Here is a 22,857-nt window from a genome sequence, read left to right on the forward strand (position 1 = left end):
CTCGGCAGCTGGCTGCACCGCCTGAAGATCGCACAGCGGCCACGAGCGTGCGTTACGGCGCGGGAATCGCAGTGCCCCGGCCTGACGTGGCACGATAGCGGCGAGGTTTCGGCGCCGATGCCCGTCAGTCGGCTCAGAGTGTGAGGTGTGCGCCAGTGCCCTACGACCTTGCCGAGAACAAAATGCTCACCGACTGGCTGCGTGGCCGAGGAGGGTTCAAGGTTGGGCTCTACATCGGCGCCTTCGTCTCGATCATCTACCTGGCGATCTCATATGCCTCGCCGCTGTTCTACGTGGGCGAGTTTTACGGGTTCTCAATGGCCATACCGGTTCCCATCGCCGCGATTCTCGCCGCCGGCGTGATTTGGGGTCTCCTGTTCCGCCTGGCCGCCGGAGTTGCCTGGCTGCTTGGCTTCGGCCTGGTCATGGGCGTCGGCGCCGGCATGTCCGAGGGACTGGCCGCCGGCCTGGGCTGGTCCCTGGACTGGGAGTTCGGCGTAAAGACGTTCTATAACCCCATCGATGTCGAGCCACAGGGGTTTGCCGTCGGTACGGTCAAGGGGCTCATCCATCTGGGCGCCGTGGCAGCCACCACCATCCTCCTATCGTTTGGCGCCGCGATCGCCACCACATTGTTCCTCCGCCGCTACGTCGCCAAGCGAATGCGCAGCGTGGCGCCGGGCCTCGTGGCCCGGTTCCCCGTGCGCGTCCGGCAGGTGATCGATCCGGCCTACCGCTTCGGCGCCGGGGAATAGTCTTCCGAGCGGATCGCGTCCGGCTCGCGATCGCCATTGATTCATGCCTGCTAACGCTTGCACGCTGGAGGCCTGTGCACCGTCCGGAAAGGGCGGGACTCAGCTTGGCCCTTTACCGGGGCCCAGCGCTCCGCCAGGGTCGCCCGGACTGGATTCCGGCTTTCGCCGGAATGACGGAGAGGTTACGCGAGGACTTCCATGCTGAGAATGTTGCTCGTGCATAGTTCGCATTCGGTCCGGGCGGGCGCCGCGATGGCACGCGGCGGACCATAGGCAGTCGCCGACAGTGCTCTACGACCTCGCCGAGAACAAAACCGTCACCGACTGGCTGCGTGGCTGGGGCGGATTCAAGGTCGGGCTCGTTCTCGGGGCCGTCATCGCGGCGATCTGGATGCCGCTGGTCTTCACCGCGCCCCAGGTCATTGAGGAGGGCGATCTCTACGACCTCTCCATGACCGTGCATATCCCGGTGTTCAGCTTCATTGGCTTCGGCCTCGTGTGGGGGCTGCTGTTCAAGAACGTGGCGGGAGTGACGTGGGCACTCGGAATTGGACTTGGCGTGGCCGCCACCGCCGGGATGGTTGCCGGCATGGACGTATCCCAAGGATGGGGCGTGGACTGGGGCTTTGGTTTCAAGTCGTTCTATACCCGCGTGGACGTGGTGCCGCTCGGCGCCGCAAACGGCACCCTGGCGGGCCTGATGTTTGGCGGCGCCCTGGGCGCCATGACCGCTCTCGGGTCACTGCTGGCGATGGTCGTCAGCATGATCTACCTGCGTCGACACGTCGCCAAGCCGATGCGCCGCGTGGCGCCCCGCCTCGTGAGCCGGCTCCCCGGCCGCGTGCGAAACGTTGTCGATCCGGCCTATCGGCACGGCCTCACCCGCTAGCCACCCGAGAAAATCTCAGTCCAACTCGGGCCGGTGACCAGCGCCGGCTAGGTCGGCTTCACGGTTATCCAGCTGCCGAGAATGGCGCTGAGCCGCGGATCGTTGCGGTCGGTCTCGGCGTAGGCCGCCAGCAGCGTGTCGGGCGCCACCTCAATGATCCAGTCGTAGTTGCCGCAGTCCCAGGCCTGCGTGCCCAGGTTGAGGCAGGTGTGCCCCATCCAGGTGTGGCCGTCGTCGAGGCTGAAGGCGAGCCAGTCGCCAGGCCTTCCATAGATCACGGCGAGCACGCCGTTCGACATGCGGCAGGCCTTGGGCAACACCCCGCGGTCGGCGACGGGCTCGGGAGCGCTCCACGAGTGGCCGTCGTCCGCGGACCGGCTCATGGCGAGCGCGGTGTGCAGCCCCTCGTATCGCCCGCCGGTGCGCATGAAGCAGAGCAGGTCGCCGCTGGGCAGCGTGAGCAAATCGGGCTCGGTGAAGCCCTCGATGTGATGCGTGTGGGTCGGGTTGAGGTCAAAGGCCACGGTCGCGCGATAGCGCCAGGTCGCTCCCCGATCGTCCGAGCGCATGACGAACACCCGATGCTTGACGTCGCCGGCAAACTTTCCGAGCACGGTGGCCAGGAGGCTCCCGTCGCGCAGCGCCACGAGCCCGTGATCCACATAGGCCCAAATGTGCCGTCCCCATTTCTCGCTGTCTTCCTCCGCCAGATCCGGAACACCCGTGATCAGCGCCGATTCCGGGGCGTGGGTCTGCCCGTCGTCGTATGAGCGATGGATCGAAAACCGATAGGCGCCCGGCGCGTCGCCGCGCCTGAGCCACGGTTCGCCCGGCGTTCCCACGTGCAGCAGCTCGCCGTCGTCGAACTGGTGCACGTAGAAGCTGGGCCAGGCAGGCGCGGCGTACCACGTCTCGCCGCCGTCACGCGACCGGCGCCAGGTGAGCTCGGGCTCGACGGTGCGAGGCCCGCCCACCACCAGCTCGCCGTTGGCAAGCTCGAAGAGGAACCCGCAGGGGCACTGGTTTTCGTGCGCCGGGATGAGCGTCTCCGTGCGCTCGACCTGCACGGTGAGGCCGGGAAACGTATAGGAGCCCCGGCCGAGCGCCTCGCGCCGGCCGTTGGGCTTGGTGATAGCCATGTGGCGACTCCACGAGCAATCGTCCGCGCACACCTTACGCGGTCTGGGGCGACGCTGATCTCGGCAGTCGAGGCAGCCAGAGGCTGGCTGCGACCCGGTGGCCGGGCGCCAGCGAGTCATCGGCGGGCGCGGGCGGCGCTCCCGGCCATGCCGCCCGCCTTGCAGCATTCCGCGTCACCCGCGTATCAACTCGAGCGTTGCGCGCACCGCTCCCCGGCGTCAGCTCAAAACGACTCCAGGTGTCCCGTCAACTTCCAAAGACGGCCGCCTAGCTCCACTCGTCGATCGCGCGCACTTCATCGGACCAGTCGCGCCAGATGTCGCCGCCGGCATTGTCCATCGCCATTGCATCGGATAGGGAGTCCACCGTCTTGAGGTACCCATAGATCGTGGCTTGGCGGATGACGTCGCTGGACGTGTTTTGTCCGGGGATGTGCAGAATCTTGGTGTGCCACAGGACCACGGTGCCCGCCGGTCCGTAGGAATCGACAGGTTCGGTCTCGGCCTTGATCTGCTCGAAGAGGGGATCGGGGAGATATTCGTAGCCTCCCGCCTCGCGCATCTTCTCACGCTCGCCCGTGTGCGTCAGTCCGTGTTCGTGAAAGGCCTTCCACTGGTTCTCCCAAATCTTTGTATGGCTGCCCGGCCACACGGTGAAGCCGCCGGACGCGGGCGGAAGGTCGTCGATGTAGGCGGCGAACTGTAGGCGCACCCGGCCATAGCACGGGCCGTCCGAGTGGGAGCCGCGCCAGTTCGGTCCTGGCGAGGGACTGTTGGGCAGCGTGCAATACAGGCCGCGCGTCCCCTGTCCGTTCATCCACACGGGTCCGGTCTTGGGCAGCCGCAGCTCCTCCGTCGCGTATGTCGCCTCGTCCCGGTAGTTCTTCACCTCCTGGCGCATGTGGCTGGCTAGTCCCTCCATGGCGCCGTCGTCCATCAAGCAGGGCCCGGTGGTGTATCCGGATTCGTCCACTCCGGCGGGCCATACCACCGTGTCCTTTCCGAGTAGTTGCTCAGCGATCGGCCACAGCGCACGGGGACCAAGGTCGAGCAAGAGCTCTTCAGCCCCATTGCGAATCGTCAACCGATGGCCCTTGCCGCTCAACAGCGGCTCGCCGCCGTTCGCTGGTCGCCGGGCGCTGAACCCGGCGGTCTCCTCCTCAGTGAATGGGCCCCATGTCGAGGGGCTGTCTCGCTTCATGCGGGGCAGGTCTGCCGCAATCGTCTCCCACATGTCGTCCCGGGCGCGGCGGCAAAGATCCGGGTCGAGCACCGCCGGAAGCACGATAACGCCGTCGCGCTTGAACTGGGCGATCTGACTGGCCGTCAAGGGCGCAACTTGCGGCACGCTCGGGGAAGGCGTCGGCATTGGATCTTGTCCTTGCTTTAGAGGCATTCCGCGCTGACGCTGAATTATCGGCCGCGGGCGCCCGCGGCGTAAAGACCACTGGTGCTCGTCGGCTCGAAGAGGCGGTCGTTCGGAACGGCCGCCACCTTGCGGCCAACGTCGCAGAAGCCCATCCCCAAGGACAGGGTCTGGTCGTGGCCGATCCCGGCGAGCGCCTGCCGACGGTCGCCGTGGAGACTGCATTCCTCGACGAGTCGGCCGTCACAGCTGACGTCCCGGAGCCACAATGACACCCAGGAACATCCTTGAAGGGCCGCACGACGCATCCACCTGCGCCACCACGGACGGCGTGACACACTCGCCCTGGCGGCAATGATGCGCACGGGGAGACAGGGCTGTGGAGTACCGCAATCTCGGTCGCACGGGGGTCAAGGTCAGCCCGCTGTGCCTGGGCTGTTGGAACTTCGGCCAGGTGACCGATCAAGACCAGACGCAGGCGATCATCGACCGCGCGCTGGACGCGGGTGTCAACTTCCTGGACACGGCCAATTCCTACGGCCGCGGCACCAGCGAGACCATGGTTGGGAAGGCGCTCGGTGGGTCGGGCCGTCGCTCGCGCGTGGTGCTGGCCACCAAGGTCCACTTCCCCATGGACGACGACGATCCGAACGCCCAGGGCAACAGCCGACGCCACATCATCGAGCAGTGCGAAGGCTCGTTGCGCCGCTTGCAAACCGACTACATCGACCTCTACCAGGTGCACCGGCCCGTGACGGACGTGCCGCTGGACGAGACGCTGCGCGCGCTCGACGACCTGATCCGCGCCGGCAAGGTGCGCTACGTGGGCACGAGCACGTTTCCGGCCTGGCAGGTGGTGGAATCGTTGTGGCTCTCACGTGAGCTGGGGCTCAATCGCATGATCTGCGACCAGCCGCCCTATCACTTGCTCGACCGCCGCGTCGAGCGCGAGCTGGTGCCCATGGCGCTGAACTTTGGCATCGGGATCATCCCCTGGGCGCCGCTGGCGGGCGGATTCCTGACCGGCCGGTACGCCCGCGGCGCGACGCCGCCGTCGGGATCGCGCTACGAGCGCAGCGTCGAAACGCAGCGCCAGCGCGGTCTCTTCACCGACGCGGCGTTTGCCGTGGTCGATGAGCTGACGGCCATCGCCAACGACAAGGGCTGCACGCCGGGCCAACTGGCGCTGGCCTGGAACATGCGGCAGCCGGGCATCACCAGCCCCATCGTGGGCCCGCGCACGCCGGAGCAGTGGGCGGAGAACCTGGGAGCGATCAAGGTGACGGTGACCGACGCCGACCGCGAGCGGTTGGACGCGGTTGCCCCGCCCGGTCGGGCGATTGCCACGTATTACAACGCCCCGTGGGGTCCGCACGAGTACCGCTGATGTGGGCGGACTTGTAGCCGTGCGTTTGCATCCCAGTCTCGACGGCGGGGCGTTCCCGGCCGGCGACTTGGAGGATTTCAGCAAGGAGCTGGCATTTGCCGTGGATGAGTACGGCGCCCGGCTCGCGCGAGCCCGCGCCGCCATGGACGCCGCCGGACTGGACGCCCTGCTGGTGATGAATCCGGCCAACGTCTTCTATCTGTCGGGCTTCCAGACGTTCGCCGTTGACGGCGCCGCTTGCCTGGCCGTGCCGCGACACGGCGAGCCGTCAATCGCGATGGATCCGCCGGAGTTCGGGAGCGCCTGGATCAGCGCATGGATCAGGGACCTGCGCGGGTATCCACCGGGGAGCGACCGCCCGGCATACGCCGCGTCGATGCTGGCCGAGCACGGACTGGATCGCGGCCGCATCGGCGCCGACGACGCCACCTGGGGCCAGACGCCGGCCTTTCGGGCCGGGCTGGTGCAATCCCTGCCCGAGGCCGAGTTCCTGAGCGCCGGCGAGCTGTTCATCGAGCTCAGGCGCTTGAAGTCGCCGGCCGAGATCGAGCACATCCGCTGGGCGGCGCTCGCCACGCGGGCCGCCACCGAGGCTGCCGTGGAGACCGCGGCTGCCGGCGTGACTGACGGCGAGATCGCCGGCGCGGCCTATGCCGCCATGACGCACGCGGGCGGCGAGTATCCCTGCCTGTCGCCGATCGTCACCAGCGGGCGCCGCTCGGGCATCCTGCACTCCACCCACAAGCGCCGCACCATCGAGCACGGCGACACCGTTTTGCTCGAGATCGGCGCCTGCCATCAGCGCTACACGGCGCCGCAGATGCGCACGCTGACGATCGGCCCGCCCGCCGACGACGTCCGCCGCGCGGCGGACGCCTGCGTCGCCGCGCTCAATGCCGTGCTGGACGCGCTGCGACCCGGCGCGGTGGCCCGCGACGTGGCCGAAATCGGCTGGCGCGCGCTCGCCGCCGCCGGCGACGACCTGGTCTTCCACGGCAACTTCGGCTATGGCATCGGCGCGGGATTTCCGCCCAACTGGGCCGACGCGACCGGATTCATCCAGCGCGACCAGTCCACCGTGCTCGAACCCGGCATGGTCTTCCACCACCCCATCGCCGTGCGGCGGCTCGGACAGTTCGGCGTGGCCTTCAGCGAGACCAGCGTGATTACCAAGGAGGGTTGCGAGGTGCTAACTCACGGTGAGCGCGTGCTCATCGAGCGCTGAGTCATCGGTTTACATGCACATGTGCCGCCGATAAGGGACACCACGTGACTCATTGCGAGCGTGTGATCGCCGCGCTTGAATACGGTGGTCCTTGCTGCGACGCCTGCTTGGGCGACCGCACTGGTATTCGCCCTCATCAAGCAGTGAATGGCGCCGCGAATCGGCTCAAGAAGGAAGGGCGTGTTGATCGAATCGAGCGCGCCTGCCCGTCGTGCAAGAAGTGGAAGCGAGTCAATTCGCTGGTTAGCAGGCCTAGCGACCCACGGCCAGAGGCTCAAGAGCGAACGGCGCAGTCTGCGAAAGATGGCACCGCTGAACCGGACAAGCCGTGGCATTGGGAGGGCAATGTACAGGCCCGGATCGTCAGCCATTTGGTTGAGTGCGGGCATGCCGTACGTGCAGTGGCGGACACAGCTTCACGCACCGCAGGCAAGGACATCGAGACTAAGGCACCCGACGGAAAGACGCTGTGGGTTTCGGTGAAGGGCTTTCCGGAGCGTAACCCGCACGTCCAAGCTCGGCATTGGTTCTCGCATGCGATGTTCGACATGGTCTTGTACAGGCACGAAAACCGTGCGGCCGAACTTGCTATTGGACTTCCGTCAGGATTCGCGACCTACGAGAACCTCTCTAAGCGAATCGAATGGTTCAAGGCCGTCGTCCCCTTTCGCATCTTCTGGGTTCACCAGGACGGCCAAGTCGAGGTGGAGTAGTTCAATGGCCCACGACCGCGTTGGCATCGTCTGGCCCGAGGCCGTGCAGGCCGGGCATCTTGCGGAGCTGGAGCTATTCGTTCCTCCGGGCCTCGAGCTCGACATCGAGCCGGTGGACTCCACGCCGCCGCTGGGCGACGACGGCATCACGCTGGAGCACGTGGAAGGCATCGCCCGCGTCCCCGGCATCGGCCGCGCGGCGAAGCGCCTCGCCCAACGCGGGGCACAAGCCGTGGCCTACGGCTGCACCTCGGGCAGCTACGTGCTCGGGACCGAAGGCGACGCGGCGATCGCGGCGGGCATGCGCACCGCCTCTGGTGTGCCCTCCACCACCACCTCAACCGCTGCCGCCGCCGCGTTGCGCGAGCTTGGCGTGCAGCGCATCGCCGTGCTCTCGCCGCACGTCGATGCCCTCAACGAGCGGCTGCGCGCCTACCTGGAGGCCAGCGGCTTCGCCGTGGTCAATATGGTCGGCCTGAACCGGCGCGGCGACATCGAGGCCGTCGAACCCGACGAGACGCGCGATCTTGTCGCCGCGGGCGTCGACACGCCGGAAGCCGAGGCCGTCTTCATCAGCTGCACCGGCCTGCGCACCGCCGCCGTCATCGAAGACTTGGAAGCAGCGCTGAAAAAGCCTGTCGTCACCGCCAACCAGGCCACCCTGTGGCACGTGGCCGAACTCGCCGGCGCCCCGGCCGCCACGCTGGGACGAGGGCGCTTGTTCGCCGCTTTGGCCGGCTGACCGCGACGGTCCCGACCCTCGCGAGAACGGGAGCGCCGGTGTGTAATGCCAAGATGGACATCCAAGCGTCCACGGAGGCGGAACCGAAGGTGAACCAGGCGGGCTCGGGCCAAAGTCCAACACGATCCACCGATTCGGACATGCCGGCTGACCTCTACTCCGGCACCGCGGAGGCTTATGCGCGGTATCGGCCTGCCTATCCGGACGCGTTGCTCGATGATCTCCAGCAGCGCGCCGATATCGCGGGCAAGGGCCGCTTGCTGGATTTGGCGTGTGGACCGGGGCGGGTGGCGCTTCCGCTGGCGCGGCACTTCAGCGACGTCTGGGCCATCGACCAGGAACCGGAGATGATCGAGGTTGCGCGGGCGAGGGCCGAGCGGATGGGGCTTACGAGTATCCGGTGGATGGTCGGACGAGCGGAGGATATGGAGGCTGCGCCGGGCTCGTTGGCGCTGGTCACCGTCGGCGAGGCCTTTCACCGGCTGGATAGGCGGGCGGTCGCCAAGCGGGTCAGGGAGTGGCTTGCCCCCGGCTGCTGCCTGGCGACGCTGGGGTGCTTCAGCCTGATGGCAGGCCTGGAGCAGTGGCACGATGTCTTGCGAGCCGCCGTTCGGCCGTGGACAAATCGCCACGCCGCCGGTCAGCCCACGAGCCCGAACCCAGCGCCTCGACCGCGCGGTGCCGACCACGATCGGGACGTACTGACCGCGTCGGGGTTCGAGCATCTGGGCACGTTTGACTTTCCGCATCCCCATGTCTGGACGCTGGACGCGATCCTGGGGAATTTCCAGTCCACCGCACGGTTCTCGCGGCGCGTGTTGGTCGATGAGGCCGAGCGCTTCGACGCCGAGGTGCGGAGCGCGCTGCTGGCGTTCGACTCCAGCGGTCGCTACCCGGAGACGCTGCGGTTTGGCTACAGCCTGTTCAGGAGGCCTCGGAGTCGGACCTGATACGTCGTCAATTCGAGACTCGACGCGACGGACGATCTCAATTTCGAGTGCCGCGAGGTCTGGCCGAACTGGATTCCGGCTTCCGCCGGAATGACGGCAAGAAGCAGGCGGCCCTTTCTTGGAGAAGAGGGACCGGACCCAAACCTCGCAGCGGGGCCTAAAGATTTATGTCAATCTGCTGACCAGTCTCCGCCGAGCGGTAGAGCGCGTCGATGATGGTGCTGGTGATGAGGCCCTGGTCGCCGGTCACCAGCGGCTCGGTGCCCTCGATGATGGCGTTGACGAAGTTCTGCATCGACAGCGTGTGCGGCTTGGGCGGGTCGCGCTGCGGGTAGGACGGCATGGCGGAGTCGGAACTCGGGATCAAGTCCACCAGCATCTCGCCGGTGTCCTTGAAGACGCGCACCGGATGCGTGCCGGACGTGGCGTGCCGCGCTTCGGCGAAGCGCACCTCGCCGCCGCCCTTGTCCCCGGCCAGGGCAATGCCCATGTCCGTCTCCCCCACGTTCATCCCCCAGGCGCACTCGAGCGTCATGGCCGCGCCGTTGGCGAACTTGATCAGACCAACCGCGCTCTCATCCACGTCCGTTGCCGAACGGTCCCAATCCCCCATGGGGTTGAACAGGTCCTCCTGGGTGATGAGCTTGCGGAAGACCGACCCCGACGCCGACACCGCCGTGGGGAACCCCATGAGCCAGAGCCCGGTGTCGAGAATGTGAACCCCAATGTCCATCAGCGCGCCGCCGCCACTCTGCTCCTTGGTATGGAACGCCTGGCGGCCCGGGATGCCCCGTCGCCGCACGTAGCGGGCGCGGGCAAAGTAGATCTCGCCGAGCTCGCCGGCGTCGACGAACCGCTTCATGGTCTGCGCCTGCCGGATAAATCGCGTCTGAAAGTCCACCGCCAGGATGCGATTGGCCCGGTGCGAGGCCTCCACCATGGCGCGCGCGCTGGCCAGGTCTACCGCCATCGGCTTCTCGGTCATGACGTGGCGCCCGGACTCCAGCGCGGCAATGGCCACCGGCGCGTGGAAGTCTGAATGGGTGCAGACGCTGACGGCGTCGATTTCGTCAACGGCCAACAGTTTTTCGTAGCTGTCGAATATGTGCGGGATGTCGAACTGCGCCGCCAATTCCTCGGCCCGTTCGATCTCGATGTCGGCGATTGCCACGATGCGGCAGCGGTCCGGCATGCTCAGGTAGCCGGGAACGTGCGCGCCCCTGGCGACCCCTCCCGCGCCGACGATGCCGATGCCAATCTCACCCGTCATGCCGCGTGCTCCTCACCAAGTTCAGGCAGGCCCCAGTGTCATGGGTGCGGCGTGGGGCGGCAACATGGTTTCCCGCGCGGCACCGCTGAACGCCGAGTTCTCGCATGTTTCGCTTGGGTGGAAGGAAGCTGGCCGGGGTCGTCCCCTCACCCCGGCCCTCTCCCCGTGGGAGAGGGAGCCGGACTCGATTCCCGCCTGTGCGGAGACCTGCTTCGCGGGAATGACGGCGTAGTGGCGGCCGTGCGGAGTTGACTGGCGTTGTGCCGAAGCTCCGGCGCCTTAGATTCCTCGCTGCGCTCGGAATGACCGACGGCTGCACTGGGAATGACCATGGTGCGGGATTGGCTGCGGGCTTTGCTTCTTCCGAGGCTACCTAGGCAATGCGCGCTTGCAGGAATTTGTGGCTGGATCGCAGGCAGTCGAACGGGTCGCGCAGGCACTGGTCTTGCTCGACGATCCACGCCTCGGTCCCGGCGGCATGGCTGGCGGCCAGGATGCGTTCCCAGTCCAGGTTGCCCTCGCCCACCGGCGCGAAGAACGGGCGCGCGCCGGCCTCGTCGTCGCGAATCATCTCCAGATCCTTGCAATGCAGCAGCGGCACCCGTCCGGACAGTCGCTCGATCAGGCCCGCGGGATCCACGCCGGCGAACGCCGCCCAATAGACATCGATCTCGATGGCCAGGCTTGGTTCGTCGATCAGAAAGTCGAACATCGTCCGGCGGTCGGGGCCGAAGCGCAGGAACTCGTGCGCGTGATGGTGATAGCCCAGGCGCATGCCGTGTTCGCCGAGGATCTGCGTCACTAGCGCCGCCTCACCGGCGAACGCCGCGTAGCCGGCGGGCTCGAACCGGTCGAACTCATCGACGAAGGCGGGAATGCTGATGATGGAGCAGTCGAGCTCGCGCAGCCGATCGACCACCGCCGACGTGTCGTCGCGAATCTCGCGCCACCGCGCGTGGGCGCCGACGCAGGCCAGCCCGGCGTCGTCCAGCATTCGTTTCAGCTCGCGGGCCGAGATTGCGGGGTCTGGGCCTTCGATCAGCGGCACGCCCGCCGCCTCGACGCCGCCATAGCCGATATCGCGCAACCGTCCCAGACCGTCCGCGACCTCCGCCACCGAAGTCATCTGACTTCTGATCGTGTAGAGCGCTGCTGCGAGGATCATCGCTAGGCCCAGTACGCGTCGCTGGTGGGCTGCTCGATGATGATCTCGCGCAGGAAGCGGACCGCTTTCTCCAGACCCTCGCGCGGCGACATGAGCGCGTCCTCGTGCTCGATGCTCAGCGGGCCGTCGTAGTTCACCGTGCGCAGCGCGGTCACGATGTCGCGCCACACCTCCGCGCCGTGGCCGTAGCCGACGGTGCGGAAGATCCAAGCACGGTCCGCCGTGTCGGCCAGCGACTTGGTGTCGAGCACGCCGTGCTTTCGCGCGATGGTGGGTTCGATGCGGGTGTCCTTGGCGTGGAAGTGGTGCAGCGCGCCCGCGCGTCCGATATCCAGAATCGCCTCCGGCACGTCGATGCCCTGCCAGAACAGGTGGCTCGGGTCCAGGTTGGCGCCGATTTCCGGGCCGACTGCGTCGCGCAGGCGCAGAAGCGTCTCGGTGTTGAAGACCACGAATCCCGGGTGCATCTCCAGCGCGATCTTGTGGATGCCGTGGTCGCGGGCGAACGCCGCCGACTCCCGCCAGTAGGGAATCACCCTGGATTCCCACTGCCACTCCAGGATCGCCGGAAAGTCCGTCGGCCAGGCGTTGGTGACCCAGTTGGGGTATTTCGCGCCCTCGTGGTCGCCAGGACACCCCGAAAAACCGACCACCGTCTCGACGCCCAACTTCTCGGCCAGCCGAATGGCGTCGCGCTCCTCGGCGATATGCCGTTCGGCAATTTCCGCGTTGGGGTGGATGGGATTGCCGTGCATGGCCAGCGCGCTCAGATTGAGCCCGCGCGAGACGATGGCCTCCTGGAACTCCGCGCGCTTCTCGTCGTTGGCCAGCAACTCCTGCGCGTTGCAGTGCTCGTTGCCGGGGTAGGCCCCGCAGCCAATTTCCAGGTCCTGCACGCCGATCGAGGCCAGGTAGTCCAGGGCGTCCGGAAGCGGCAGGTCGCGCAGCAAAACCGTCACCACGCCGATTCTCATGGGGCGTACTCGATCTCGATGGGAACTCCGCCTTCCGCGGCGGACCTGGTGATGGCTTCCAGGATCACGTCACAGCGCCAGCCGTCCTCGAACGTCGCGCCATAGGGCGCCACGTCGGTGTCGTTGACGACGGCGTCGAGCAAGTGATGGATTTCATGCACGAAGGTGTGCTCCCAGCCGATGATATGGCCCACGGGCCACCACCACTCGATGAACGGGTCCTCGGGCTCGGTGATCAGCTCGCTGCGGAATCCCGGCTGGGGGTTCGACGGGTCGGGGCGTAGGTGCACCTCGAGCTCGTTGAGCCGTTCCAGGTTGAACCGGAGCGAGCCCTTCGAGCCGTTGATCTCGAACATGTTGGCGTTGCGGTGGCCGACGGCGAAGCGCGTGGCTTCGAGCGTCCCGATGGCGCCATTGTCGAACTCGACCAGCGCGACGAAGGCGTCGTCCACGTCTACCGGACCTTGCTCATCCGGGTTCTCGGGCAGCGGTCGCTGCGAGACGAACGTCTTGAGCCGCGCGTTCACCACCGTCGGCTCACCGACGAGGAACCGCGCGAGGTCCACGATGTGCGAGCCGAGGTCGCCCAGCACGCCGCTGCCGGAGAGCGCCTGCTGCAACCGCCACACCCGCGGAAACTCCGGGTCGGCCAGCCAGTCCTGGCAGTAGCGCGCGCGAAAGTGATAGATCTCGCCCAGCGCGCCCTGCTCCATCAGCATGCGCGCCTTGCGCACGGCGGGCACGAAGCGGTAGTTGAAGGCCACCATGTGCTTGCCGCCGGCGTTGCGGGCCGCGTCCAGCATCCGCCGCGACTCCGCCGCGTTGCGACCCATGGGCTTCTCGCACAGCACGTGCTTGCCGGCGTCCAGGGCGGCGATGCTCACCTCGGCGTGGATGTTGTTGGGTCCGCAGTTATCAATGAGGTCGACCGCGGGATCGGCCAGCATTTCACGCCAGTCGGCATGAGCCCGCTCGAAGCCGTAGCGACGCGCGGCCGCCTCGGCGCCCGCGACCGAACGCGAGGCGACGGCCCTTAACCTGGGCCGCGCCGGCGGCGGATAGGCCATGTACGGCAGCGTGCGAAAGGCATTCACATGCGCCTGGCACATGAAGCCGGTGCCGACGATGCCGACGCCGATTTCGGGGATACCGTCGCCCGCGTCGCGGCCGACCTCGGTCGCTACGCCCTCTTCGCCGCTCACGTATCGAAATCTCGCCCGCCCAACAGCCGCACTCTAGCGGAATGGCGGCGCGTTCGTGTGCGATGAGACCTCCGACGCGAGTAGCCAGCGTTCGCCTCCTGGCTACAACGTTGACGTGTCAATTGCCAGTGCCGCTCTGACTGGAGCAGTTGATACATCGTGATATAAACCCACGGCGCTTCGGCCCGGCTCTGCAGCCTGGGGTGGTCCCATGAGGTGCAAGTCCTTCAAAACCCTTGCCATGCTTGGCCTGGCGACTCTGATGTTGGCTGCGTGCGGGGAAGAGGCGTTGCCAACCTCAGACGCCGAGCCCGCCGCGACGGCTGCCGCGGCCGGCGACGCATCGGCGCAGTCGGACACCTCGCAGGAGCCCTTCGTGATTGGCGCGTTGGACTCGCTGACGGGCGTGGGGGAGTCCTACGGCATTCCCTTTTCCCGGTCCAAATTGATCGCTGTGGAGGAGATCAACGCCGCCGGCGGCATCAATGGGCGACCGCTCAAGCTCATCGTTGAGGACTCCAAGTGCACGTCCGCGGACGCCATCATCGCCTACCAGCGGCTGACCGACGTGGAAGGCGTCAAGATCATCCTGGGCGCCACGTGCAGCGGGGCCACGCTGGGGATCGCGCCCCTGGCGGAGCAGGAGGGCGTCGTCCTCTTTTCGGCGTCCTCCACCAGCCCCGACATCAGCGACGCCGGCGACTACATCTTCCGCACCGCCATCAACTCGCTGAAGGTCGGCGCCGACATCGGCAACACGCTGTGGGCCGACGGCGCGCGCACCATCGGCACGATCACCGAAGCCACCGACTATGCCGAAGGCGCGCGCCGCTCCGCGGTCACGCAATTCGAAAAGCTGGGCGGCGCGGTGGTCGCGGCGGAGAGCTACCCCACGGAGGCCACCGATTTCCGCACCCAGCTGACCAAGCTGCTGAACGCGAACCCCGACGCTGTCCTAGTCGCCGCGCAAGGCGAGGTCTCCGGCGGCACCATCATCAAGCAAGTCAGGGAGCTGGGCTACGAGGGCCCGATTTACTCCGAGGTGGTTCCCACCGGGTCCAACTCCCTCGACATCGCTGGCGAGGCGGCCACCGGGCTCAAGGCCGTGGTCCCCAACCCCGACCTGGAAACCGACATCGGCCGGGAGTTCCTGGCCAGCTTCAACGCCCGCTACGGCGTCGCCCCCTGGCCCTGGTTCCAGGGCTCGGCCTACGACGGCGTCTACATCGCCGCCGAGTGCCTGCGCCAGACGAATGACGACCAGGACGCCGCCGGCTTTCGGGACTGTCTCTACAGCCTGACCTGGAGCGGAGCCATCGGCGACGGCTACAGCTTCGACGCCAACGGCGACGTGGTCGGCGTGTCCCACGTCGTCATCGAGGTGCTGCCGGTAGCCGAGCGCACGGAGGAGAATCTGGGCTTTCGCGTGCTGGGGGCGCCCGCGACATCCAGCAGAAAGACCTACGACGCCTACCCGCCCATGAACCTACCCGAGGGTCAGATTTGGGTGACGATCGCCACCAGCCTGGGAGAGATGACCTTCGAACTCTTTCCCGACGAGGCGCCGCTGGCGGTCAACAATTTCCTCTTTCTGGCCAACGAGCGTTTTTTCGAAGGCCTGCCGTTCCACCGACTGCTCCCAGGTTTCATCGTGCAGGGCGGTGATCCCACCGGGACGGGCGTGGGCGGCCCAGGCTACAGCTTCGAGATCGAGCCGCCGCACCGGCCGTATATCCGCGGCGGGCTGGCGATGTCCAACAAGGGCACACCCGACACCAACGGATCGCAGTTCTTCATCGTTCTGGACGACCTCACCGCCCAGGGCCGGCTCGCGCCGGACTACACGCTCTTTGGTCAGCTCAAGCAAGATCACCAACCATCGCTCGACACGTTAGCGAAGATCGAGGCGGTGCCGGTGACCGACGCCGAGTTCGGCAACGAGACTTCACATCCGCAGCAACAAATCACGATCTTGCGGGTAGCGGTAGGCGGCGACGTCTAGTTCCGGTCAGTCCACCGTTCGGCGGACCTCGGACGGCGCCCGGCCATCGCGCTCGACCTCAAGGAACGCGCGAACAATCTTGACCGCATTGGCTGGCTACGGGCGTCGCGCACGAGTTTGGGCAGATCCTTCAGCATGCGAGCTATTCGCCGTTCGGCGGGAAGGGGTCTCGCTCGCTCAGCAACTCCTGTGACTCGCGTATGGAATAGTCCATCCGTACTTTGTTGCCCCAAAGGCTTTTGATAAAGGTCAGCACGGCGATGATTTCCTCGTGGCTGAGGCGGTCCTCAAATGCCGGCATGGCGCTCTTGAAGCCGGGGTCGCTGGGGCTCTCGAACTGGGCTCCGCCCTGGCTGACGACGCGATACAGCAGGCCGTCCGGGTGGTGCCAGGTATGACCGTCACCATTGAGCGGCGGCGCCGGCAGGGTGCCGTCGTCCTTGGCGATATGCCAGTTGGATTGGCCTTCACCTTCGGCCCCGTGACAGACGGCGCAGTTTGCCGCGAAGAGCTCTTGACCCGTTGGAGGCGCCGGCACCGTGACGACGGCGCTGGTTGAAGCTCCGCGATCGTCAGGCCCGCAGGCAGCGAGGAAGGCCGAGACGAGCGCGAATGCGGCAAGAACGCTCACGCGGAGCTTCAGCGGCACGACGACCGAGCGATTCCGGCGCGCCACCGGCATCCTTCGGGGCAATCCAGGTCGCTGCATCGAACGTCAAGACCCGAGATTCGGCCGCGTGCTCTGCCTCAGCACACGGTCTCGAAGGTGTCGCCGTCGAATATGCCGGCCTCACGCTGGAGTTCCCGGACATAGCAGATGATCTGCTCGACCTCGTCCGCTGTGACCGTCGCGACCGGAAGCATGTCGCCGAAGGTCCAGTGGTGTTGGCGGACTCCTTGAGCCACCGCGCGGCGGAAGCTGAAGTCCGAGTGATGGCCCGGATGGTAGATCCGGTCGATAAGCGTCGGGCCCTGCGTGGTGCCCGCGGCGCTTTGGCCGTGACAGAGGGCGCAATTCGCGTTGAACAGCATCTCGCCCGCGAGGGCTGTCTCGGACAAGGCGGGCTGCGCGGTCGCGGTGGCCACGACTTCGGCGGCTTTGGTGGTCGCGACCGGCGATGCTCCGGAAGCATTCGGCGGCTCTTCCGCGTCACCACACCCGCCGGCCACGATCAGCACCATTGCCGCGACGAGCACGAGGATCGTCATCCGGCTGCCAGGCGCTCTGATCGTCGCCACCGCAATGCTTCGCGTCGCGTGCGCGCCGACATTCGCGGCAGAGCGGCGATTCGGGAAGGAGGTATCTCTGGTCATGTGGGGTGAGTGCGAAGCAAAAACTCACATCTTTCTTGAGAATACCATCGCCTGTGAAGCCGCCACAATTGCAATTGAATAGCGCTTCTTGCATATTGGGCTCAATTGTAAACTTGTCTTTATATTGCTTCGTTTCACCGGATTGCGCGAATCGGAATTGACCTGTTAATATGCGCGCGTGCAACGCTGGAATTGTGCACACGGGAAAGGGCGAAGAGGACCGTGAATTCAAGCATGCTGATCGGAAGCAAAGGCGCGGGTCTCGCCCTGATGGCAGGCGTCATCCTCACAATCGTGGCGGGCTTGTTCTTTCCCGGGGGTCCGTTCGTCAGCCCGGTGGATCAAACGGACTTCGCCGCGGCGATCGTCCCCCTGGGTGAGCAAGCGGCCTTGGGGCACGTGATGACCATACTGTTGATCGTCGGCATGCTGTTCTACGCCTACGGCTTCACCGCGCTCTTCCGTCTCGGCAACGGTGAGCGGTCCTTGGCGAGCACGGCATTGCGACTTGGCGTCGTCACCAGTCTGTTCGGCTGGGGCGTGTTCGTTCTTGGCCTGGCCCAACGACACATGGTGATTTACCTGATGCAGCGCAGCATGGATTCGGCCGAGACCGCCGAAGCGCAAGCGCAGTTCGCGAAGTTCGCCTTGGACGTTCAGATCGACATTGCCGGATTGCTCATGGGCTTCTTGTGGCTCTATCCCGTCGCGTCGATCCTGACCGGGGTTGGGCTGGCCGGACGGTTCGGCGGCCTGAATGGCTTCAAGCTCGCGTCCTACGTTCTGGTAGTCATCGGAGCGTGCGCCATCATCAACTTCTTGATCGCGCTGCTCGCGCCCGGCCTTGACACCGTGACGCTGCTGCTGGTGAACAACATCTTCCAGATGATCGGCGCCCTTGCCCTGTTCGTCATCGGGCTGGGGCTGTATCAGGGTCGGCGCGAGCTGGTCCCCGCTGAGGAGTCTTCCGGCTAGGACCGGCCGGGGGGCCGCTTTCGGCCGGCGCGGCGCTCTGGGACAATGCCGCCGGCAACGGAAGTGCTGGGGGTTGGAACGTGATGTGGCGGGCAGTTTTGGTCGCGCTGGTGTTCGTGGGCCTGATGGTCTCCTGCGGCGAGGGGTCAACGGGATCGACCGGTTCAACCGGTTCGACCGGTTCGACTGAGTCGGCGGACGGTGGGCCCTACGACGCTTATCCAGCGATGGACAATATTCCCAAGGGCGAGCCTTGGGTGATCATTGCCACCAACCATGGGCGCATGAGCTTCGCGTTGTTCCACGAAGAGGCGCCGCTGGCCGTCAACAACTTCATCTTCCTCGCCAACGAGGGCTACTTCGACGGCGTGACCTTCCATCGCCTGATTCCGGGATTCATGGTGCAAGGTGGCGATCCCAGCGGCACTGGCACGGGCGGGCCGGGGTACAGCTTCGAGATTGAGTTGCCGCAGCGGCCCTACATCCGGGGCGGGCTGGCCATGGCCAACAAGGGCACGCCCGACTCCAACGGTTCCCAATTCTTCATCATCCTGGATGACCTCACGGCGCAAGACCGCCTGCCCCCGGACTTCACGCTCTTCGGCCAGCTCAAGGACGAACACAAGCCGTCGGTCGCTACCTTGGAGAAGATCGAGGCGGTGCCGGTTGCCGAGGGATCCGACGGTGAAGGGTCCGTACCGCAAGAGGAAATCAAGATCATTTCGGTGACCGTCGGGGCGAAGTTCGACGACGGCTGCTCGGCGACCTGGTCCGCCTGCTAGAACACAACGCTGGCGCCACCGGCCGCCTGGGGTGCGTCCGCCGTGGGCGCGCGCGGCTATAGCGCGGCGGTCGCCGGCTCGGGTGAGCGCCCAGCGGAAACGATGGTCGCGGCAGGCTTCTGGCGGACGCCGTTGGCGATGCGCCGGTGATGCGGTCTCGGCGCGACGTGCGATCGCCGCGCGATGATTCGTCCCCGGAGCCGCCTCAAAGCACCGTCTTGGGCCGCTCCTTAGTCGGGTCGACGAAGGGCACGCGCACGACTTCGGCGTCCACGAGACCATCCTGCGGGAGCTGCACCTTCACCCGGGCGCCACGCTTCCAGTGCGTGCGCGGCATGACTGCCAGGGCGATGTTGGACCCGACGTTCGGCGACCAGAAGGCGCTGGTGACGTAGCCTAGGTCGCGGCCGGAGTCGGCGTCCTTGACCAGGTAGAAGTCCTCGTTATACCAGGTGATCGGCTCGCCCCCGACCCTCAAACCCACCAGCCGCTGCTGCACGCCCTTCGCTTTGATCTTGGCCAGGGCGTCCTTGCCGATGAAGTCGGCCTTGTTCAGATCCACCTGCCAGCCGAGCCGCACCTCGTAGGGATTGTTTTCGATGTCCATGTCCTGGCCGTAGGACAGGATGCCGGCCTCCAGGCGCCGGATGTGGCTCGGGGCAATGACGCGCAGGTTGAACTCCGCGCCCTGCTCCAGGATGTACGGCCAGACGTCGTCGGCGTGGAGCATGGCGTCGTGCAGATAGATCTCGAAGCCGATCTCGGCGGAGAAGCCGGTGCGCGAAATCGTCACCGCATGGCCGTTCAGCGTTGCGTGCAGCAGGCCGTAATACGGAATGCTTCGCACCTGCGGGCCGAACATCTTCTCCAACAGCGGTGCCGACTTGGGCCCCTGGATTTGCACCGGCGCTACGTCGATCTCGTTGATTTCGACGTCATAACCGGCGTTGGTGTTGACGCCCTGCGCCCAGAGGAGCACGTCGGAATCGGAGATGCTGAACCAGAACTCGTCGTCGGCGACCCGCAGCAGCACCGGGTCGTTGATGAGGCCGCCGTGCTGGTTGCAGAGGATCACGTAGCGCGCCTGCATCGTGGGCAGCAGGGCGTGAACGTCGCGCGTGATCAGCAGGTTGACGAAGTCGGCGGCGTCCGGGCCCTTGACCTGGATCTGACGCTCGACGGCTACGTCCCACATGCTGACGTGCTGCGTAAGGTAGCGGTATTCCTCGAGCAGCCCGCCGTCCTCGGGTTTGATGTAGGCGCGCGGGTGGTACAGGTGGTTGTAGGTCGTGTAGGCCCAGCACCCGGCGGCCTTCGACAGGTGCCACCACGGGGACTTTCTGATCCGGGTCGAAATGAGCATGCGCGCGTCGCTGTTCCCGCTCTGCCGCAGGTTGATCGGCACCCGACGCGGCTTGAGTCCGTCGATCACCAGGGTTTGCGTCACTTGGGGACCTCCAGTTGCCATGGGCCAGGCGGCCGTTTCGGCGTGCCGCCGATCGGGACGGGACCGGGGCCGCTCACGACTTCATCCGCCTGCCGTCCGGATCGTAGAGCGGATCGTCCGCCACCGTCGCCGGCAGCCGCTCGCCAAAGTACAGGACATCCACCTTGGTTCCCGCCTCGGCATGCGCGATGGGGAGATAGCCGTACACGATGCCACGGCCGATGGAGTGGCCGAAGCCTGCGCTGGTCACGTAGCCAAGCACGCGATCGCCGTCCAGGATGGGCTCCTTGCCCATGACCACGCGGTCGGGGTCGTCGAGCGTCAGGCAGCACAGCCTTCGCGTCAGACCCTGCGCTCGACATTCGCTGAGCGCCTGCCTGCCGATGAAGTCGCCCTTACGCATTCGCACCGCGAACCCCAGGCCCGCCTCGTAGGGGTTGTACTCCGTATGGATGTCATTGCCCCACAGCCGATAGCCCTTCTCCAGCCGCAGCGAGTCGAACGCGCCGCCGCCCGCCGCAATCAGGCCCAGCGGCCGGCCCGCCTCCCAGAGCGCCTCCCACAGCGCGAGGCCCTGCCCGGTGGGCGCGTAGATTTCCCACCCAAGCTCACCCACGTATGAGATGCGCAGCGCCAGCGACGGAACCCCGCCCACGGTTATCGGCTTGGCGGTCATGTAGGGAAACCCGGCGTCGCTCACGTCGTCGTCGCAGACGCGCTGGAGCACGTCTCTGGCCCTCGGTCCCCACAGCCCGACGCAGCATCGCTCTGGCGAAATGTCGGCCGCGCGCACCGAGCCGTCCTCCGGCAGATGCGAGCGGATCCAGTCCAGGTCGTGCGGTCCAGTGGAACCGGAGGTGATCACCAGAAACCGCTCCGGGCCGAGCCGCGTGACCGTGAGATCGCACTTGATGCCGCCGCGTGGCGTGAGCATGGCCGTGTAGGTGATCGACCCGATGGGCTTGTTCATCTGGTTCGTCGCGAGGCGCTGCAACGCTGTGAGCGCGCCGGCGCCGGTCAACTCGAACTTTGCGAACGGGCTGAGGTCGAACAGGGCCGCTCGCTGACGGGTGGCCGCATGCTCGGCCGCCACCGCGGGCGACCACTCGCGCGCCTCCCAGCCGGTGCGCCATGCGCCGGCGACGTTTAGCGAGTCGAGCAGACCGCGGTTGGCGTCGTACCACTGCGGGCGTTCCCAACCGGCGCTCTCGAAGAACACGGCGTCCAGCTCCCGTTGCCGCGCAACGAAGGGCGTCAGGCGGATGTCGCGGGGACTGGCCAGCTGCTGGCGCGGGTGAATGATGTCGTAGACCTCGCGGTACTGCTGCGCGGCGCGCTCCCGCACGTAGGGACGACTCAGCGCGTGGGTGTGGAAGCGCCGGATGTCGCACTCCCGCAGGTCGACCGTTGGTTCGCCGTCGACGATCCACTCGGCCACGGCCTTGCCGACACCGCCCGCATGGGTAATCCAGACGGCCTGGGCCGACCAGAATCCGGGCAGTTGGGGCGATTCGCCGAGTACGGGAAAGCCGTCGGTGGTGAACGAGAACATGCCGTTGAGCGTTCGCGTCAAGCCCGCGCTCGTCAGGCTGGGAATCACCTCCCGCGCCGCGGCCATCCCGCGCTCGAAGTGCTCCGGCGCGAACGACCGCTCGGCCGGCGGGATGGGGCCGTGCCCGTGTTCGCGGATGTCCTCTGCGTCAACCAGGAGGGGTTCGTGGAGATAGGACCCGATGCCCAGGGCCTCACCCACCTGGCGGAAATACAGCGCTTTGTCCTGGTGGCGCACGATCGGCAGGGAGATCTCATCGGTGCTGCCGGCCAGGTCGGGGAGTGGCGTGCTGACGGCGTAAAGGTGCTGCATGGGCGAGAGCGGAATCGGCACGCCGGCCAGTCCACCGAGCCGCGGCGCCCAGATGCCGACGGCGGAGACCACCAGGTCCGTCTCGATGTCGCCGCGCGAGGTATGCACGCCGGCAATTCGGCCATTGGCGATCCGGAAGCCGGTCACCTTGACGTGGCCATGGAAGGACGCGCCGTGCCGCTCCGCCTCGCGCGCCATCGCCTCCGCTGGCCGTGTCGCCCGCGTCTGGATGTCCGACGGGACGAACATGGCGCCGAGGATGCGCTCGGAAAGCAGCGGGAAAAGACCTCGCGCCTCGGCGGGACTGAGCAGGTGGGCTTCCACGCCCCAGCTCAAGCCATATCCAACCTTGCGTTTCAGGTCGGCCAGCCGTTCAGGCGTCCACGCCACCTCCAGGCTGCCCACGGTCTTGGCACAGGGCACACCGTCGAGCTCCATCCGCGTCCACAGGTCCCGGGTGTGCCGCGCGAAGCTGGTCATGGTCTTGGAGGCGTTGATCTGGAACACGAGTCCCGGCGCGTGCGACGTGGATCCGCCGGTCTCGAAGAGCGGACCCTGGTCGACGACCACGATGTCCCGCCAGCCAAGCTGCGTCAGGTGATAGGCCACGCTGCACCCAGCGATACCGGCGCCAACGATTACGGCCCGGGCGTGTTGCGGCAGCGTGGGGTCAGGCATGTGGGTCTACCGAATCAA

General features: G+C 66.5%; 21 protein-coding genes. 10 read left to right on the forward strand and 11 right to left on the reverse strand.

Annotated elements, in window-relative coordinates; translation table 11 throughout:
• Window positions 1-155: 155 nt before the first annotated feature.
• Both OXG79_08895 and OXG79_08900 read left to right on the forward strand, forming a co-directional pair.
• Entirely contained in the window at window positions 156-755 is a 600-nt protein-coding gene (locus tag OXG79_08895) for a hypothetical protein (protein ID MCY3783887.1), read from the forward strand.
• A gap of 286 nt (window positions 756-1,041) precedes the next feature.
• The gene (locus OXG79_08900) at window positions 1,042-1,644 is read left to right on the forward strand and encodes a hypothetical protein (protein MCY3783888.1); all 603 of its coding nucleotides are present in this window, start codon (window positions 1,042-1,044) and stop codon (window positions 1,642-1,644) included.
• 47 nt (window positions 1,645-1,691) lie between these two features.
• Here OXG79_08900 and OXG79_08905 read toward each other — a convergent pair whose 3' ends face one another.
• From OXG79_08905 to OXG79_08915, 3 genes are all read right to left on the reverse strand, one after another.
• Window positions 1,692-2,783 carry a sialidase family protein gene (locus OXG79_08905; protein MCY3783889.1) on the reverse strand — a complete coding sequence of 364 codons (1,092 nt, stop codon included), beginning with the start codon at window positions 2,781-2,783 and terminating at the stop codon, window positions 1,692-1,694.
• A 268-nt stretch (window positions 2,784-3,051) separates the two neighbouring features.
• Window positions 3,052-4,152, reverse strand: a complete 1,101-nt coding sequence (locus tag OXG79_08910; GenBank protein ID MCY3783890.1) for a phytanoyl-CoA dioxygenase family protein — start codon at window positions 4,150-4,152, stop codon at window positions 3,052-3,054.
• Window positions 4,153-4,196: 44 nt separating this feature from the next.
• Window positions 4,197-4,424 (reverse strand): hypothetical protein, encoded by a 228-nt coding sequence (locus OXG79_08915; protein ID MCY3783891.1) that lies wholly within the window; start codon window positions 4,422-4,424, stop codon window positions 4,197-4,199.
• 104 nt (window positions 4,425-4,528) lie between these two features.
• Between OXG79_08915 and OXG79_08920 the strand changes: the two genes are divergently transcribed.
• The 5 genes from OXG79_08920 to OXG79_08940 all read left to right on the forward strand — a co-directional run bounded on the left by OXG79_08920 (window position 4,529) and on the right by OXG79_08940 (window position 9,166).
• Window positions 4,529-5,536, forward strand: a complete 1,008-nt coding sequence (locus tag OXG79_08920; protein MCY3783892.1) for an aldo/keto reductase — start codon at window positions 4,529-4,531, stop codon at window positions 5,534-5,536.
• A gap of 19 nt (window positions 5,537-5,555) precedes the next feature.
• On the forward strand, window positions 5,556-6,761 hold the full coding sequence (locus OXG79_08925) for a Xaa-Pro peptidase family protein (GenBank protein MCY3783893.1): 1,206 nt from the start codon (window positions 5,556-5,558) through the stop codon (window positions 6,759-6,761).
• Window positions 6,762-6,805: 44 nt separating this feature from the next.
• Entirely contained in the window at window positions 6,806-7,474 is a 669-nt protein-coding gene (locus tag OXG79_08930) for a hypothetical protein (protein ID MCY3783894.1), read from the forward strand.
• A 4-nt stretch (window positions 7,475-7,478) separates the two neighbouring features.
• Window positions 7,479-8,216, forward strand: a complete 738-nt coding sequence (locus tag OXG79_08935; GenBank protein ID MCY3783895.1) for an aspartate/glutamate racemase family protein — start codon at window positions 7,479-7,481, stop codon at window positions 8,214-8,216.
• A 140-nt stretch (window positions 8,217-8,356) separates the two neighbouring features.
• Window positions 8,357-9,166, forward strand: coding sequence for a class I SAM-dependent methyltransferase (locus tag OXG79_08940; protein MCY3783896.1), 810 nt, complete (start codon window positions 8,357-8,359; stop codon window positions 9,164-9,166).
• 157 nt (window positions 9,167-9,323) lie between these two features.
• Here OXG79_08940 and OXG79_08945 read toward each other — a convergent pair whose 3' ends face one another.
• The 4 genes from OXG79_08945 to OXG79_08960 all read right to left on the reverse strand — a co-directional run bounded on the left by OXG79_08945 (window position 9,324) and on the right by OXG79_08960 (window position 13,777).
• A complete protein-coding gene (locus tag OXG79_08945; protein ID MCY3783897.1) occupies window positions 9,324-10,436 on the reverse strand; it encodes a Gfo/Idh/MocA family oxidoreductase in 1,113 nt (370 codons plus the stop codon).
• A gap of 373 nt (window positions 10,437-10,809) precedes the next feature.
• Complete coding sequence (locus tag OXG79_08950) at window positions 10,810-11,601, reverse strand: sugar phosphate isomerase/epimerase (protein ID MCY3783898.1); 792 nt, start codon at window positions 11,599-11,601, stop codon at window positions 10,810-10,812.
• Window positions 11,602-11,603: 2 nt separating this feature from the next.
• A complete protein-coding gene (locus tag OXG79_08955; protein ID MCY3783899.1) occupies window positions 11,604-12,575 on the reverse strand; it encodes a sugar phosphate isomerase/epimerase in 972 nt (323 codons plus the stop codon).
• Window positions 12,572-13,777: a Gfo/Idh/MocA family oxidoreductase gene (locus tag OXG79_08960; GenBank protein MCY3783900.1), complete on the reverse strand. Its 1,206-nt coding sequence runs from the start codon at window positions 13,775-13,777 to the stop codon at window positions 12,572-12,574. The genes OXG79_08955 and OXG79_08960 overlap by 4 nt, the downstream gene beginning before the upstream one ends.
• A gap of 289 nt (window positions 13,778-14,066) precedes the next feature.
• Here OXG79_08960 and OXG79_08965 point away from each other — a divergent pair, with 289 nt between their 5' ends.
• Complete coding sequence (locus OXG79_08965) at window positions 14,067-15,779, forward strand: ABC transporter substrate-binding protein (protein MCY3783901.1); 1,713 nt, start codon at window positions 14,067-14,069, stop codon at window positions 15,777-15,779.
• A 142-nt stretch (window positions 15,780-15,921) separates the two neighbouring features.
• Here OXG79_08965 and OXG79_08970 read toward each other — a convergent pair whose 3' ends face one another.
• A complete protein-coding gene (locus OXG79_08970; protein ID MCY3783902.1) occupies window positions 15,922-16,455 on the reverse strand; it encodes a cytochrome c in 534 nt (177 codons plus the stop codon).
• A gap of 71 nt (window positions 16,456-16,526) precedes the next feature.
• Window positions 16,527-16,988, reverse strand: a complete 462-nt coding sequence (locus tag OXG79_08975; protein ID MCY3783903.1) for a cytochrome c — start codon at window positions 16,986-16,988, stop codon at window positions 16,527-16,529.
• 339 nt (window positions 16,989-17,327) lie between these two features.
• Between OXG79_08975 and OXG79_08980 the strand changes: the two genes are divergently transcribed.
• On the forward strand, window positions 17,328-18,068 hold the full coding sequence (locus OXG79_08980; protein MCY3783904.1) for a hypothetical protein: 741 nt from the start codon (window positions 17,328-17,330) through the stop codon (window positions 18,066-18,068).
• 83 nt (window positions 18,069-18,151) lie between these two features.
• Window positions 18,152-18,850, forward strand: coding sequence for a peptidylprolyl isomerase (locus tag OXG79_08985; protein MCY3783905.1), 699 nt, complete (start codon window positions 18,152-18,154; stop codon window positions 18,848-18,850).
• Between the two features lie 205 nt (window positions 18,851-19,055).
• Here the strand turns inward: OXG79_08985 and OXG79_08990 are convergent, their stop codons facing one another.
• Both OXG79_08990 and OXG79_08995 read right to left on the reverse strand, forming a co-directional pair.
• Entirely contained in the window at window positions 19,056-20,297 is a 1,242-nt protein-coding gene (locus OXG79_08990; protein ID MCY3783906.1) for an aminomethyl transferase family protein, read from the reverse strand.
• 73 nt (window positions 20,298-20,370) lie between these two features.
• Complete coding sequence (locus tag OXG79_08995) at window positions 20,371-22,839, reverse strand: FAD-dependent oxidoreductase (GenBank protein MCY3783907.1); 2,469 nt, start codon at window positions 22,837-22,839, stop codon at window positions 20,371-20,373.
• Between the last annotated feature and the right edge of the window lie 18 nt (window positions 22,840-22,857).

This window comes from Chloroflexota bacterium (assembly GCA_026706485.1).
In the GTDB taxonomy this organism is placed as follows: domain Bacteria; phylum Chloroflexota; class UBA11872; order UBA11872; family UBA11872; genus JAJECS01.

Excerpts from the sequence above, each read along its gene's own strand:
- OXG79_08905 (MCY3783889.1), bottom strand. The coding sequence starts at position 2,783 with ATGGCTATCACCAAGCCCAACGGCCGGCGCGAGGCGCTCGGCCGGGGC.
- OXG79_08910 (MCY3783890.1), bottom strand. The coding sequence starts at position 4,152 with ATGCCGACGCCTTCCCCGAGCGTGCCGCAAGTTGCGCCCTTGACGGCC.
- OXG79_08935 (MCY3783895.1), top strand. The coding sequence starts at position 7,479 with ATGGCCCACGACCGCGTTGGCATCGTCTGGCCCGAGGCCGTGCAGGCC.
- OXG79_08940 (MCY3783896.1), top strand. The coding sequence starts at position 8,357 with ATGCCGGCTGACCTCTACTCCGGCACCGCGGAGGCTTATGCGCGGTAT.
- OXG79_08945 (MCY3783897.1), bottom strand. The coding sequence starts at position 10,436 with ATGACGGGTGAGATTGGCATCGGCATCGTCGGCGCGGGAGGGGTCGCC.
- OXG79_08950 (MCY3783898.1), bottom strand. The coding sequence starts at position 11,601 with ATGATCCTCGCAGCAGCGCTCTACACGATCAGAAGTCAGATGACTTCG.
- OXG79_08955 (MCY3783899.1), bottom strand. The coding sequence starts at position 12,575 with ATGAGAATCGGCGTGGTGACGGTTTTGCTGCGCGACCTGCCGCTTCCG.
- OXG79_08975 (MCY3783903.1), bottom strand. The coding sequence starts at position 16,988 with ATGACGATCCTCGTGCTCGTCGCGGCAATGGTGCTGATCGTGGCCGGC.
- OXG79_08980 (MCY3783904.1), top strand. The coding sequence starts at position 17,328 with ATGCTGATCGGAAGCAAAGGCGCGGGTCTCGCCCTGATGGCAGGCGTC.
- OXG79_08985 (MCY3783905.1), top strand. The coding sequence starts at position 18,152 with ATGTGGCGGGCAGTTTTGGTCGCGCTGGTGTTCGTGGGCCTGATGGTC.
- OXG79_08995 (MCY3783907.1), bottom strand. The coding sequence starts at position 22,839 with ATGCCTGACCCCACGCTGCCGCAACACGCCCGGGCCGTAATCGTTGGC.